Source organism: Buttiauxella gaviniae ATCC 51604 (assembly GCF_001654835.1).
GTDB classification, from domain to species: domain Bacteria; phylum Pseudomonadota; class Gammaproteobacteria; order Enterobacterales; family Enterobacteriaceae; genus Buttiauxella; species Buttiauxella gaviniae.
In genome coordinates this window covers 26,680-40,405 of record NZ_LXEP01000015.1, presented here as the reverse complement: position 1 = coordinate 40,405, position 13,726 = coordinate 26,680, and the positions used below count along the sequence as shown (strand labels likewise).

The 13,726-nt window shown below is 50.0% G+C and carries 14 protein-coding genes; 9 read left to right on the top strand and 5 right to left on the bottom strand.

What is annotated here, in order from left to right; all coding sequences use genetic code 11:
* Positions 1-193 precede the first annotated feature (193 nt).
* The 3 genes from M977_RS07300 to M977_RS07290 all read right to left on the bottom strand — a co-directional run bounded on the left by M977_RS07300 (position 194) and on the right by M977_RS07290 (position 3,133).
* The gene (locus M977_RS07300; RefSeq protein ID WP_064513600.1) at positions 194-1,627 is read right to left on the bottom strand and encodes a 6-phospho-beta-glucosidase; all 1,434 of its coding nucleotides are present in this window, start codon (positions 1,625-1,627) and stop codon (positions 194-196) included.
* Positions 1,628-1,792: 165 nt separating this feature from the next.
* Positions 1,793-2,521, bottom strand: coding sequence for a MurR/RpiR family transcriptional regulator (locus M977_RS07295; RefSeq protein ID WP_064513598.1), 729 nt, complete (start codon positions 2,519-2,521; stop codon positions 1,793-1,795).
* 15 nt (positions 2,522-2,536) lie between these two features.
* Complete coding sequence (locus M977_RS07290; protein WP_064513596.1) at positions 2,537-3,133, bottom strand: HD domain-containing protein; 597 nt, start codon at positions 3,131-3,133, stop codon at positions 2,537-2,539.
* A 183-nt stretch (positions 3,134-3,316) separates the two neighbouring features.
* On the opposite strand from M977_RS07290, the gene trhA reads away from it, so the two are divergent.
* Positions 3,317-3,970, top strand: coding sequence for a PAQR family membrane homeostasis protein TrhA (gene trhA, locus M977_RS07285; RefSeq protein WP_064513594.1), 654 nt, complete (start codon positions 3,317-3,319; stop codon positions 3,968-3,970).
* A 145-nt stretch (positions 3,971-4,115) separates the two neighbouring features.
* Here trhA and ygfZ read toward each other — a convergent pair whose 3' ends face one another.
* Positions 4,116-5,102, bottom strand: a complete 987-nt coding sequence (gene ygfZ / locus M977_RS07280; RefSeq protein WP_064513592.1) for a tRNA-modifying protein YgfZ — start codon at positions 5,100-5,102, stop codon at positions 4,116-4,118.
* Positions 5,103-5,349: 247 nt separating this feature from the next.
* On the opposite strand from ygfZ, the gene sdhE reads away from it, so the two are divergent.
* Complete coding sequence (gene sdhE / locus M977_RS07275; protein WP_064513590.1) at positions 5,350-5,616, top strand: FAD assembly factor SdhE; 267 nt, start codon at positions 5,350-5,352, stop codon at positions 5,614-5,616.
* Positions 5,597-6,019, top strand: a complete 423-nt coding sequence (locus M977_RS07270; RefSeq protein WP_064513587.1) for a protein YgfX — start codon at positions 5,597-5,599, stop codon at positions 6,017-6,019. The genes sdhE and M977_RS07270 overlap by 20 nt, the downstream gene beginning before the upstream one ends.
* Before the next feature lie 7 nt (positions 6,020-6,026).
* Here the strand turns inward: M977_RS07270 and fldB are convergent, their stop codons facing one another.
* The gene (fldB, locus tag M977_RS07265) at positions 6,027-6,548 is read right to left on the bottom strand and encodes a flavodoxin FldB (protein WP_064514195.1); all 522 of its coding nucleotides are present in this window, start codon (positions 6,546-6,548) and stop codon (positions 6,027-6,029) included.
* Positions 6,549-6,648: 100 nt separating this feature from the next.
* On the opposite strand from fldB, the gene xerD reads away from it, so the two are divergent.
* From xerD to actS, 6 genes are all read left to right on the top strand, one after another.
* Positions 6,649-7,545: a site-specific tyrosine recombinase XerD gene (gene xerD, locus M977_RS07260; protein WP_064513586.1), complete on the top strand. Its 897-nt coding sequence runs from the start codon at positions 6,649-6,651 to the stop codon at positions 7,543-7,545.
* A gap of 23 nt (positions 7,546-7,568) precedes the next feature.
* Positions 7,569-8,285, top strand: a complete 717-nt coding sequence (gene dsbC, locus M977_RS07255) for a bifunctional protein-disulfide isomerase/oxidoreductase DsbC (protein ID WP_034457702.1) — start codon at positions 7,569-7,571, stop codon at positions 8,283-8,285.
* A gap of 7 nt (positions 8,286-8,292) precedes the next feature.
* A complete protein-coding gene (gene recJ, locus M977_RS07250; RefSeq protein ID WP_064513585.1) occupies positions 8,293-10,026 on the top strand; it encodes a single-stranded-DNA-specific exonuclease RecJ in 1,734 nt (577 codons plus the stop codon).
* Positions 10,027-10,143: 117 nt separating this feature from the next.
* Positions 10,144-11,242 (top strand): peptide chain release factor 2 gene (gene prfB, locus M977_RS07245; RefSeq protein ID WP_134184552.1). Its coding sequence is split into 2 segments (ribosomal slippage): positions 10,144-10,218 and positions 10,220-11,242, totalling 1,098 coding nucleotides; the frame shifts between segments, so codons are not numbered across the junction.
* Between the two features lie 9 nt (positions 11,243-11,251).
* Complete coding sequence (gene lysS, locus M977_RS07240; protein WP_064513582.1) at positions 11,252-12,766, top strand: lysine--tRNA ligase; 1,515 nt, start codon at positions 11,252-11,254, stop codon at positions 12,764-12,766.
* Positions 12,767-12,818: 52 nt separating this feature from the next.
* Positions 12,819-13,604: an amidase activator ActS gene (gene actS, locus M977_RS07235; protein ID WP_064513580.1), complete on the top strand. Its 786-nt coding sequence runs from the start codon at positions 12,819-12,821 to the stop codon at positions 13,602-13,604.
* Positions 13,605-13,726: the final 122 nt, after the last annotated feature.

Here is a 13,726-nt window from a genome sequence, read left to right as displayed (position 1 = left end):
CTTTCTCAGAGGTAAAGCAGAATCCGCACTCCTTAAAATCCACAGATTCCATGTGGCTATGATGGTGATGAATTTAAGCGGATCGCTTGTTGCGCAGCATCAAGGGAAAAGGCAGGCCTGGGCTATCGTTTAAATAGCCTGTACCAATCAAGACAGGGGAATGAAGGGCACCAAAGTGCCCTTTTAGAGAGGATTAGATATTTTCGCCGTTGCTGGCAATCACTTCTTTGTACCAGTTAAAGCTCTTCTTGCGTGAGCGGGACATATCGCCAGTACCATCATCGTGCTTGTTCACATAGATAAAGCCGTAGCGTTTGCTGTACTGTCCGGTGGTGAAGGAAACACAGTCAATACAGCCCCAAGGGGTATATCCCATCAAATCTACGCCGTCATACGTGACCGCTTTCATCATTTCGGAAACATGAGCTTTCAGATAATCAATGCGGTAATCGTCGTTGATTGAGCCATCTTCTTCCACTTTGTCGTAAGCGCCAAAACCATTCTCAACGATGAACAGTGGTTTCTGGTAGCGTTCATACAACTCACACAGCGCATAACGCAGGCCAACCGGGTCAATCTGCCAGCCCCAGTCAGAGGCTTTAACGTGTGGGTTTGGCACGCTGCCCTGGAAACCAGACAACGCATCGCCACTGCCACCGTCTGCTTTCACAGCATTCGTCATGTAATAGCTAAAACCAAGGTAATCACACACGCCTTCACGCAGGATCTGCTCGTCGCCTGCTTCCATTTTGATGTTGAACTCGCGGCGTTCCCACTCGTTTAACACATAAGATGGGTAGTAACCGCGCAGTTGCACGTCGGTAAAGACATAACGTTCACGCATCGATTCTTGAGCGAACATTTGATCTTCTGGTTTGCAGGAGAACGGGTACAGAGGCACCATCGCCAGCATGCAGCCTATCTGCATCTCCGGATTGATGTGGTGACCAATCTTCACCGCCATAGCGCTTGCGACGAACTGGTGATGTAGAACTTGATACATCACTTCTTCTGGGTTGTCGTGCTCGGTGTAAACCACGCCGGAGCAGCAATAACCGAACAGCGGCGCACGCCAGTTGCGCTGGTTATTGATTTCGTTGAAGGTCATCCAGTATTTCACTTTGCTCTTGTAGCGTTCAAACACCACTTCGGCAAAACGAACAAAGAAATCGACCACTTTACGGTTGGTCCAGCCACCGTATTCGGTAACCAGATGGTGCGGCATTTCAAAGTGGGATAGGGTGATAACCGGCTCAATGTTGTATTTCAGCAACTCATCGAACATGTCGTCATAGAATTTGAGCCCTTCTTCATTAGGCTGAAGTTCGTCACCTTTCGGGAAAATACGCGTCCAGGCGATTGAAGTGCGGAAGCATTTGAAGCCCATCTCTGCAAACAGCGCGATGTCTTCTTTGTAACGCCCATGGAAATCAATGGCTTCATGGTTCGGGTAATATTTGCCAGGGATAACTTCCTGAGTGATTTCACGCGGCACGCCATGAGCGCCACCTGTCAATACATCACAAATACTTGGGCCTTTGCCTTCTTTGTTCCAGCCACCTTCAACCTGGTGTGCAGCAACTGCACCACCCCATAAAAAATCTTTTGGTAAAGTCAGTTTTTTCATATTTTGTAATCTCACTGTCAGTGCCAGAAATAATGTGGGATACATCACAAAATGGCAGTGCATTAATAAGCTCTGGTCTGGAGTCTAGCAAATGAGATTTAATTGTCACGATATAACAAATCACGATTCATGTGATTTGTTACACGGAAAAAACAGGCTGTTTTTTTATGCCATTTTCTTAGCCAATTTACGGCCAATGGTCTCTAAAATATAAATGACAGGGATTTGCGTGGTGATGTCATACACCCCGCCGACGCGTGTAAGTGGAATGTGCCAGGAGATATTAAAGTCTGCAAGCTTTGCCAGCGCTGAGTTCTCATGGCTGGTAATGGAGAGCACTTTACAGTTGTGCAGGCTGAACTGGCTGGCGAAGCGCAGGATCTCTTCTGTTTCACCGGAAACTGACAGTACAATTGCCAGGGCGTTTTTCGCCATGTCATTAGTGACTGGGAAATAAGGGTCATCAATATGGTTACTGAATTTACCAACGTTAGAAAAGAAGCGTGCGCCATATTTTGCTAAGGCGCCAGATGTTCCGGCACCGACAAATATAATACGTTCTGAAGAACAAATAATATCAACAGCACGGTCGATTAAATTATCGAACTCTTCATTATTGGTACTTTTAAAAAAGCTGATGATTTCACTTGGACCAAAATTCACCAGCTGTTCATCATTCTGTTCCAGATATAATTTAAAGCGCACACGAAATTCAGAATAGCCTTCGCAATTTAGCTTGCGGCAAAAACGCAGCACGGTAGTCGTGGAAACGCCCACCGCATCAGCCAACTCGCGGATAGTCATGTACATCACTTTGTCACGATTTTTGATGACAAAGTTATAGACCAGCATTTCCAGGCCATTGAGATTGGCAATTGCTGCATGAGTAAACATCTGGGTCTTCCCGAATTAAATTAACCAGCCTTTTTCTTGCGCTGAATATAAATGACCGACGACATGTTGCCATAATTCCGGCCAGCTTTCGCCCACCAGCGAATTGCGCTTCAACACTTGTTCGAGTGAAATTCCATTCTCGCGCCAGCTTTGCCCATCGTTATGCAAATTTTGCAGGATAGGCAGGATTCTATCGAGTGCACCTGCGAAGCGAGAATCGGCAGTGGCACCAGCTTCATATTCCTGCCAGAGCTGTAAAAACAGAGTGCTCTGTGGTTCAGGTAACAATCCAAACAACCTTTCAGCTGCGATGGCTTCTTTCTCGGCAATGGCTGCGCGAGCGGCAAGGTCATAAACCAGGACATCACCGACATCTATCTCGACGATATCATGGAGTAATGCCATCTGGACGACGCGGGAAATATCAACATTTTCTGGTGCGAAGGGAGCAAGACTCATGGCTGCTACGGCAAAATGCCAGCTGTGTTCCGCCGAGTTTTCGGGGCGGCCATGACCGATAATCTTAGTGCGCCGCTCAATAAGTTTTAGCTTGTCGATCTCCATCAGAAAGTTAATCACTTCACTCATTGCGCCAAAGGCTAGCTGCGTCATCCTGGTGCTCCATTGGTAAATTGTTAGTGTGAATATATTGTATCTATACCGTTATACGCTCTGACGGATTTATTTTAGCGTACAGGTGTTAGCTGGAATCATTCTCAGCTATGCTGTTCCGGTCATCCTTCAAGTTGAGTGTGCAATGCATTATCCATCTTTTGTCTCACCGGGAGTTGCCATATGGCTGACAAACCATTGATAGCGAAAGGATATTCAATGGTGGAGGAAATCGCCAATAGTATTAGCCACGGTATAGGGCTGGTTTTTGGGATTGTCGGGCTGGTTTTGTTACTGATACAAGCGGTTGATACCAACGCAAGTGTGACAGCAATAACCAGTTATAGCCTGTACGGCGGCAGCATGATTTTGCTGTTTCTCGCATCAACGTTGTATCACGCGATTCCCCATCAACCCGCCAAGCGCTGGCTGAAGAAATTTGACCACTGCGCAATTTATTTGTTGATAGCCGGGACGTATACGCCATTTTTACTCGTGGGCCTGGATTCGCCTCTGGCGCGCGGGCTGATGGTTGTGATTTGGGGGCTGGCTCTGGCCGGAATTATTTTTAAGCTGACCATCGCACATCGTTTTAAAGTTTTGTCGCTGGTGACTTATCTGCTGATGGGCTGGTTATCGCTGGTGGTGATTTACCAGATGGTAATTAAACTCGCGCCGGGCAGCGTAACGCTATTGGCAGTTGGCGGGGTGATTTACTCGCTGGGAGTGATTTTCTACGTCTGCAAGCGGATTCCATACAACCACGCAATCTGGCACGGTTTTGTGCTCGGCGGTAGTGTTTGCCACTTCCTCGCGATCTATCTCTATATTCATTAAATACCGATATTCATCAAGCAATGCCCCAAAATAATTCGAGTTGCAGAAAGGCGACCAGACCATAACTCCCCAGAGCATAGATAACAATGTCACTGGGGCGCATAGGCGTAGTCAACGCATCTGCAACTTGAAGTATGACGGGTATTTACTCATCTTCTAATGAATAAGGCAGACGCTCGATAACAAGCTCGCTGCCGTTATCGTCGCGAACGCGCAGCACGCTATTGGCTTCCAGATCGTTGTTCATCACAACCTGCACCAGTACTCGCCCATCATCAAGCTGGCTGGCTGCCAGTACCGTACCGGTACGACGCCAGTTATCACCCATTTTCAATTCCAGGTCTTCACCCGCTTCGGGTAAACGGCTGGCTTTCCCTGCAAGGAACCACAACGCACGCTTGTTAGCGCCACGGAATTTTGCCCGCGCCACCATTTCCTGGCCGGTGTAACACCCTTTTTTGAAGCTGATACCACCGAGCGCCTGAAGGTTGGTTGCCTGCGGAATAAATTGCGCGCTGTTTACCGGTTCAATGACGGGAATACCGGCTTCAATCTCCAGAGCTAACCATTGCTGGCTGTCGTTACGCTGTGCTTCGCCCTGTAATTTTTCAGCCAGTGATTGAGCGGTAGATTCATCCGTTACCAGCATGAAACGCTCGGCAGGCAAGTTGAACCATAGGAGCGTGGTCGCACCTTCTTGAACCACCGGATTCTCTGCATCTGGCAAGACTGCAAATAGATTAGCCAGCGCAGCACGAGCCTGGAAACCTGCAACGCCCATCAGCACGCTTTCATCATCTGGAGCGATGGTGACTTTAGAAAAAACGGCATATTTTTTTAGCTCAACAAGCTGCGCATCACGCAGATTGCGGCGCTCAATTAAGGCAAATCCCTCGCCACGATGGAACAGGCGCAAGTTGCTCCACATTTTCCCTTTCGCATCGCAGTGTGCACAAAGTGTGTGTTGGTTTGCCGCAAGCTGTGCGACGTCAGCAGTGACCTGGCCTTGCAGATACGATTCTGCATCTTTGCCCGTCACGGTTGCCAGAGCCCAATCATCAAGAGTCATGAGTGTTAGCGGCAGGCGAGCTGCGGCTGTAGGCTGACGTGGAGGAAATGGAGTGAAAGCCATAATTATGTCCCTGGTTTTTGAGCTGATGTATTGGCTCAATGGTAAAAGAGCCATTTGGCAATGCAAGTAGTTTGATAACGCGAGCTATGTGCTTACGAGTTTTCTCGTAAGGTTAATGCAACAGCAACGCATTACAGATTTTTCTCACGATAAAGCGCGCAAACGGTAACATTCATTTAATGCGTGCCATAAAAACACGTTACACTAACATTTGTACCTACTTTGTCAGAGAACCAGGAAAGAGCACATGGATATCAATAACAAAGCCCGAATTCATTGGGCGTGCCGCCGGGGAATGCGCGAGCTGGATATTTCGATTATGCCATTCTTCGAATATGAATATGACTCGTTAAGCACTGAGGATAAGCAGTTGTTTGTCCGTTTGCTGGAAAGCGATGATCCAGACCTGTTCAATTGGTTAATGAATCATGGCAAACCGGCAGATACAGAGCTGCAACGGATGGTGACACTGATTCAGACACGGAATAAAGAACGTGGTCCTGTGGCAATCTGATCTTCGCGTCTCCTGGCGTGCACAATGGCTGTCTCTTTTGGCTCACGGTCTAGTCGCCCTGTTAGTGCTGCTAATGCCGTGGCCGATGAGCTATACGCTAATCTGGATGCTGCTACTTTCGCTAGTTGTATTTGACAGTGTCCGCAGCCAGCGGCGCATCCATGCTTGCCAGGGCGAAATGAAACTCCTGACCGACTACCATCTGCGTTGGCAAAACCAGGAGTGGGAAATCGTTGGTTCCCCTTGGGTTTTACGCAGTGGCATGATGCTGCGCTTACGCCGGGTCGGGCGCAAACGCTGCCAGCATTTATGGCTGTCCGCTGACAGTATGGATACAGGTGAGTGGCGTGATTTACGTCGCCTGATGCTGCAACAACAGGCGAGTGGGAGTGGGGAAGCTTAAACAGCTTTCAGGCAAAATGTTCGGCCATTTCCGCAAGAATTTGCTCACACCAAGTTTCGATTCGCTCATCGCTTAAATCGTACTGATTGGTTTCATCTAGCGCCAGCCCAACGAACAGTTGCCCATCGGCAATAACCGGTTTCGGGCTAGTAAACTCGTAGCCTTCAGTTGGCCAATAGCCAATAAACTGAGCTCCGCGTGGAGCAAGTTTGTCGTGCAGCATGCCCAGAGCATCAAGGAACCATTCACCGTAGCCGAGCTGGTCGCCCATGCCATAAAGCGCAACGGGTTTTCCTTCAAGGTTTAGGTTATCTAGTTGATCCCATACGGATTCCCAGTCTTCCTGTAATTCGCCGAAATCCCAGGTAGGAATACCGAGAATTAACACATCGTATTGTTCCATCATGGCTGGTGAATCATCTTTCAGATTGTGCAGCGTCACCAGTTCCGGGCCAATGATGTCACGAATTTTTTCGGCAGCCATTTCGGTGTAACAAGTGCTGGAGCCATAAAAAAGGCCAATGTTCATCGCGTTAACAACTCTTTTAAAAACGTGCAGGATTGCAAGTGTATCAGATCCCATTGTGCATCATGCATAATGGACACAATTCGCCAAATGTGAGGCTGCAGTGGAACAGGATCTGGCCCGAATCGAACAATTTCTTGATGCGCTCTGGCTTGAGCGGAATCTCGCACAAAACACATTAGACTCCTACCGTCGGGATCTGAAGATGGTGGCGGAGTGGCTGGAACGTCACTCTTTGAACCTGCTGAATGTACAAACTGGCGATTTGCAGTCGCTGTTTGCTGAGCGCCTTGAAGGTGGATATAAAGCAACAAGTTCAGCGCGTATGCTGAGCGCTATTCGTCGGTTGTTTCAGTATCTCTACCGCGAAAAATTACGCGAAGATGACCCGAGTGTGATGCTTTCATCGCCAAAACTACCGCAGCGTTTGCCGAAAGATTTAAGCGAAGCGCAGGTAGAGCGTCTCCTGCAAGCTCCTTGTGTCGACCAGCCTATCGAGTTGCGTGACAAAGCGATGCTCGAATTATTGTATGCTACTGGGCTGCGTGTATCGGAGCTCGTTGGGCTGACGATGAGTGATGTCAGCCTACGCCAGGGAGTCGTACGGGTCATCGGTAAAGGTAATAAAGAACGTCTGGTTCCAATGGGTGAAGAAGCGGTTTATTGGTTGGAAAACTACCTGGAACATGGGCGGCCATGGCTGCTCAATGGCGTGTCGATTGATACCGTTTTCCCGAGCAATCGTGCCCAACAAATGACGCGCCAGACATTCTGGCATCGTATTAAACACTATGCGGTGCAGGCTGGAATCGATAGCGAAAAGCTGTCACCGCACGTTCTGCGACACGCATTTGCCACGCATTTACTGAACCATGGTGCGGATTTGCGAGTCGTACAGATGTTGCTTGGACACAGCGATTTGTCCACCACACAAATTTATACGCATGTAGCGACAGAGCGGTTACGCCAGCTACATCAACAGCACCACCCACGAGCGTGAGTGGTAGAAGATAAGGAATCATCATGAAAAAGCGTTTGTGGCTGCTCCCATTGTTAGCGGTCTCTGTGTCCGGTTTTGTTCATGCTGACGACGCAGCAATCAAGCAGTCTCTTGCTAAGTTAGGCGTACAAAATGCTGACATTCAGTCGGCACCTGTTGCGGGCATGAAAACGGTATTAACCGATAGCGGCGTTTTGTATGTGACCGAAGACGGTAAACACGTTATTCAGGGGCCGCTGTACGATGTGAGCGGCGCGCAGCCTGTTAACGTCACCAATCAGCTGCTGGTGGGTAAACTTAAAGCGCTTGAAAAAGAGATGATCGTTTACAAAGCGCCGCAAGAGAAACACGTCATTACGGTGTTTACCGACATTACCTGCGGCTATTGCCACAAGCTGCATGAAGAGATGAAAGACTACAACGCGCTAGGTATTACCGTGCGTTACCTGGCCTTCCCACGCCAGGGTCTGCAAAGCCAGACTGAAAACGATATGAAAGCCATCTGGTGTGCAAAAGACCCTAAAAAAGCCTTTGATGCAGCAATGAAAGGCGAAGCGGTAGCTGGCGGGACTTGCGATATGAATATCGCGAACCATTACAACCTGGGCGTGCAGTTCGGCATCCAGGGGACGCCTGCGATTGTGCTGAGTAACGGCACGGTTATTCCTGGCTACCAGGGGCCGAAAGAGATGAAGCAAATGCTGGATGCACACCAGCAACTGACCAATGTAGGTGGGTAGTTAACGGGTGAAACAGCAAACACAACTTCGCCGCCGTACGGTCGATGAATCCGTGGTGTTACCCCAGCAATTGCACCCACTTTTAAAACGCCTTTACGCCAGCCGTGGTGTGCGCGGCGAGCAAGACCTGGAACGCAGTGTGAAGGGAATGCTCTCGTGGCAACAACTTAATGGCATGGATAAAGCCGTTGAGATACTGCATAACGCTTTCCGAGAAGGCTTGCGCATTATCGTGGTCGGCGATTTTGATGCTGACGGCGCAACCAGCACTGCGTTAAGCGTGCTTGGACTGCGCAGCCTTGGGTGCCAAAACGTTAGCTATCTCGTACCTAACCGTTTCGACGACGGTTATGGTTTGAGCCCGGAAGTGGTGGATCAAGCTCATGCGCGTGGCGCGCAGCTGATTTTGACCGTCGATAACGGCATCTCATCCCATAGTGGTGTTGAGCGTGCCCATGCGCTGGGCATTCCGGTGGTGGTTACCGATCACCACCTGCCAGGGGCAGAATTGCCTGCGGCAGATGCCATCATCAACCCCAACCTGGTCGATTGCGAGTTTCCGTCTAAATCCCTCGCAGGCGTTGGCGTTGCCTTTTATCTGATGCTGGCGATGCGGGCGCATCTGCGTGATTGCGGCTGGTTTGAACAACAAGGCCTGGCCATTCCGAACATTGCAGAGTTGCTGGATCTGGTGGCGTTAGGCACCGTGGCCGATGTTGTGCCACTGGATATGAATAACCGCATTTTGACCTGGCAGGGCTTGAGCCGTATTCGTGCTGGCAAGTGTCGCCCGGGGATTAAAGCGCTGATTGAAATCGCCAACCGTGAGCCGCATAAACTGGCGGCAAGCGACTTAGGTTTTGCTTTAGGCCCGCGTCTGAATGCTGCCGGTCGCTTGGATGATATGTCCGTGGGTGTAGCGTTACTGCTCAGTGAAAATATTGGCGAAGCACGCATGCTGGCTAACGAACTTGACGCGCTAAACCAGACGCGAAAAGAGATTGAGCAGGGCATGCAGGTTGAAGCTCTCACGTTGTGCCAACAACTGGAACACAGCCACGATGAGCTGCCGTATGGCCTGGCGATGTACCACCCGGAATGGCATCAGGGCGTGGTTGGTATCCTGGCTTCACGTATTAAAGAGCGTTTTAACCGCCCGGTTATCGCTTTTGCACCCGCGGGTGATGGCACGCTGAAAGGCTCAGGCCGCTCGGTGCAAGGCTTGCATATGCGCGATGCTCTTGAGCGGCTTGATACGTTGTATCCCGGCATGATGCTGAAATTTGGCGGCCACGCGATGGCTGCAGGTTTGTCGTTGGAAGAAGCTAAATTCGAAGAGTTCCGCCAGCGTTTTGGCGATCTGATCGGCGAATGGCTTGATCCCGCATTGCTTCAGGGCGTGATTTGGTCAGACGGTGCTATTTCTGCGCAAGAGATGACACTGGAAACCGCCGAGATGCTGCGTGACGCCGGGCCGTGGGGGCAGATGTTCCCTGAGCCACTGTTTGACGGCAAATTCCGCTTATTACAGCAACGGCTGGTCGGGGAACGCCATCTTAAAGTCATGGTTGAACCCATCGGCGGCGGCCCGTTGATTGACGGCATCGCCTTTAACGTGGATACAGCATGCTGGCCGGATAACGGCGTGCGTGAAGTTGAATTGGCTTTCAAGCTGGACGTAAATGAGTTTCGCGGTAATCGCAGCGTTCAGTTGTTAATCGATCATATCTGGCCTCTATAGCCCTATTACTTGGCTATTAACGGGCAACAAAACTATAAAAAGCGGCGTAATTCCGGTAAACTTTCCGGTTTACGACCGCTTTTCGTCTTCTGTCATCAACATAAGATAATACAGACCATGTTTGAAATTAACCCGGTAAAAAACCGCATCCAGGACCTTACGGAGCGCAGCGACGTTCTTAGGGGGTATCTTTGACTATGATGCCAAGAAAGAGCGCCTGGAAGAAGTAAACGCAGAGCTGGAACAACCTGATGTGTGGAACGAACCTGAACGCGCACAAGCGTTAGGTAAAGAGCGTTCTTCACTGGAAGCGATTGTCGAAACATTCGATCAAATGACTCAGGGGCTGGAAGATGTTTCCGGTTTGCTGGAGCTGGCTATTGAAGCCGACGACGAAGACACTTTCAACGAAGCCGTTGTCGAGTTAGATCAACTGGAAGGCAAACTGGCGCAGCTTGAGTTCCGCCGCATGTTCTCCGGTGAGTACGACAGCGCCGATTGCTATATCGACATTCAGGCAGGTTCTGGCGGCACCGAAGCGCAAGACTGGGCCAGCATGCTAATGCGAATGTATCTGCGTTGGGCTGAATCACGCGGCTTCAAAACCGAAATCATTGAAGAGTCTGATGGCGACGTTGCGGGTATTAAATCTGTGACTATTCGTATTCAGGGCGAATATGCCTTTGGCTGGTTGCGTACTGAAACTGGCGTGCATCGCCTGGTACGTAAGAGCCCGTTCGACTCCGGTGGCCGTCGCCATACCTCGTTCAGCTCCGCCTTTGTCTACCCGGAAGTTGATGACGATATTGATATCGAAATCAACCCGGCCGATCTGCGTATCGACGTTTACCGCGCCTCGGGTGCGGGTGGTCAGCACGTTAACCGTACAGAATCTGCGGTGCGTATTACCCACCTTCCGACCAATACCGTGACTCAGTGCCAGAACGACCGTTCGCAACATAAGAACAAAGATCAGGCGATGAAGCAGATGAAGGCGAAGTTATACGAGCTGGAAATGCAGAAGAAGAATGCTGAGAAGCAGTCGCTGGAAGACAACAAATCGGATATCGGCTGGGGCAGCCAGATTCGTTCTTACGTACTGGACGACTCCCGTATCAAAGACTTGCGTACTGGTGTAGAAACCCGTAACACGCAGGCGGTACTGGATGGCGATCTGGACAAATTTATCGAAGCAAGTTTGAAAGCAGGGTTATGAGGAATCAACATGTCTGAACAACAAGAACAGGGCACCGAAGCGGTCGATCTTAACAATGAACTGAAATCCCGCCGTGAGAAGCTGGCTGGCCTGCGTGAGCACGGCATTGCTTTCCCAAATGACTTCCGTCGCGATCATACCTCAGACCAATTGCATGCTGACTTCGATGCGAAAGAGAACGAAGAGCTGGAAGAGCTGGGCATCGAAGTGGCTGTTGCTGGCCGAATGATGACACGCCGTATCATGGGTAAAGCGTCTTTCGTTACCCTGCAAGATGTTGGCGGCCGCATTCAGCTTTACGTTGCGCGTGACGATTTGCCAGAAGGCATCTACAACGAGCAGTTCAAGAAATGGGACCTCGGTGACATCCTGGGTGCACGCGGCAAGCTGTTCAAAACTAAAACCGGTGAGCTTTCTATTCACTGTACTGAACTGCGTTTGCTGACTAAAGCTCTGCGCCCGCTGCCGGACAAATTCCACGGTCTGCAGGATCAAGAAGCACGCTACCGCCAGCGTTACCTGGATCTGATCTCCAACGAAGAATCCCGCAACACCTTTAAAATCCGTTCGCAAATCATGGCTGGCGTGCGTCAGTTCATGGTGGAACGTGGGTTTATGGAAGTTGAAACGCCAATGATGCAAGTGATCCCGGGTGGTGCGTCTGCACGTCCGTTCATCACGCATCACAACGCGCTGGATATCGATATGTACCTGCGTATCGCGCCGGAACTGTATCTGAAGCGTCTGGTTGTGGGTGGCTTCGATCGCGTATTCGAGATCAACCGTAACTTCCGTAACGAAGGTATTTCTCCGCGTCACAACCCAGAGTTCACCATGATGGAACTCTACATGGCGTACGCGGATTACAAAGATCTGATTGAGCTGACCGAATCTCTGTTCCGTACTCTGGCACATGACGTGCTGGGTACTGCGCAAGTGAAGTATGGCGAAGAGATCTTTGATTTCGACCAGCCATTCGCCAAATTGACCATGCGTGAAGCCATCAAAAAATACCGCCCGGAAACTGATATTGCAGATCTGGACGATATGGGCAAAGCACTGGAAATCGCAGCAGCTATCGGCATCAAAGTCGAGAAAAGCTGGGGCCTGGGCCGTGTAGTCACCGAGATCTTCGAAGAAGTGGCTGAAAGCCATCTGATTCAGCCGACCTTCATTACTGAATACCCGGCAGAAGTTTCTCCACTGGCGCGTCGTAATGACGAAAATCCAGAAATCACCGACCGCTTCGAGTTCTTCATCGGTGGTCGTGAAATCGGTAACGGCTTCTCCGAGCTCAATGATGCAGAAGATCAGGCACAGCGCTTTGCTGACCAGGTTAATGCGAAAGACGCAGGCGACGACGAAGCGATGTTCTTCGACGAAGACTACGTGACTGCTCTGGAGCACGGCTTGCCACCAACGGCGGGTCTGGGCATTGGTATCGACCGTATGGTTATGCTGTTCACTAACAGCCACACTATCCGTGACGTTATCTTGTTCCCGGCTCTGCGCCCGGTTAAGTAAGTTGTACTCGTTCCTCCCTGCGCTGCAGGGAGGAACATCTTCTTCTCAGTTAATGTATTCGAGGATTGGTTTGCGCAAGGAAAGCACAGTCAGAAAGTGGGCACCGAATGCCGTCATCCTGGTGCTAAGCCTGTTACTCGTCGCTTGCTCATCAAATAAAGCGGGCACCACTCAAACCTCTTCAGGTAGCTACAGCGGTTCGGTTTATACCGTCAAACGTGGTGACACACTCTCGCGCATCTCGCGTATGACCGGCACAAGCGTCGGCCAATTGGCACGCCTCAATGGTATTCCTGCTCCTTATACGCTGGAGATAGGGCAAAAAATCCGTGTTAAAAGTAGCTCTGGCTCTTCATCTTCATCGAAGAAAACAGCCGTGGCGAAAACCTCTAAACCGCGTTCATCGTCCACAAGTAGCGTTGCGAAAGTCGCCGCTCCTCCGGTTGGTTCAAAATGCTGGCTCTGGCCAACATCCGGTAAAGTTGTTGCGCCGTTCTCCGACAGCGATGGTGGGAATAAAGGTATAGATATTGCCGGCAAGCGTGGGCAACCTATTTATGCTTCTGCCGCTGGTACAGTGGTTTACGTGGGTAACCAGCTTCGCGGTTACGGCAATTTAGTGATGATTAAACATAACGAAGAGTACATCACTGCTTATGCTCACAACGAAACGACATTGGTAAACACCAGTCAGAAAGTTAGCGCCGGGCAGAAAATTGCCACAATGGGCAGCAGCGGTTCAGATTCGGTGAATTTGCATTTCCAGATTCGTTATCGTGCAAATGCTATCGACCCTCAGCGCTACTTACCACCTCCAGGTAGTAAGCCATCTTGCTAATTAACAGAAGCCAGATATTTTCTGGCTTCTAATAAATACCATCCCTATTGATCTTTATCAGACACCGTCATCCTTTCCTGGCTAATAATGCTGATCACTTTAATTCATAATATGAATGGTAA

Excerpts from the sequence above, each read along its gene's own strand:
- M977_RS07300 (WP_064513600.1), bottom strand. The coding sequence starts at position 1,627 with ATGAAAAAACTGACTTTACCAAAAGATTTTTTATGGGGTGGTGCAGTT.
- M977_RS07295 (WP_064513598.1), bottom strand. The coding sequence starts at position 2,521 with ATGTTTACTCATGCAGCAATTGCCAATCTCAATGGCCTGGAAATGCTG.
- M977_RS07290 (WP_064513596.1), bottom strand. The coding sequence starts at position 3,133 with ATGACGCAGCTAGCCTTTGGCGCAATGAGTGAAGTGATTAACTTTCTG.
- trhA (WP_064513594.1), top strand. The coding sequence starts at position 3,317 with ATGGCTGACAAACCATTGATAGCGAAAGGATATTCAATGGTGGAGGAA.
- ygfZ (WP_064513592.1), bottom strand. The coding sequence starts at position 5,102 with ATGGCTTTCACTCCATTTCCTCCACGTCAGCCTACAGCCGCAGCTCGC.
- sdhE (WP_064513590.1), top strand. The coding sequence starts at position 5,350 with ATGGATATCAATAACAAAGCCCGAATTCATTGGGCGTGCCGCCGGGGA.
- fldB (WP_064514195.1), bottom strand. The coding sequence starts at position 6,548 with ATGAACATTGGCCTTTTTTATGGCTCCAGCACTTGTTACACCGAAATG.
- dsbC (WP_034457702.1), top strand. The coding sequence starts at position 7,569 with ATGAAAAAGCGTTTGTGGCTGCTCCCATTGTTAGCGGTCTCTGTGTCC.
- lysS (WP_064513582.1), top strand. The coding sequence starts at position 11,252 with ATGTCTGAACAACAAGAACAGGGCACCGAAGCGGTCGATCTTAACAAT.
- actS (WP_064513580.1), top strand. The coding sequence starts at position 12,819 with ATGTATTCGAGGATTGGTTTGCGCAAGGAAAGCACAGTCAGAAAGTGG.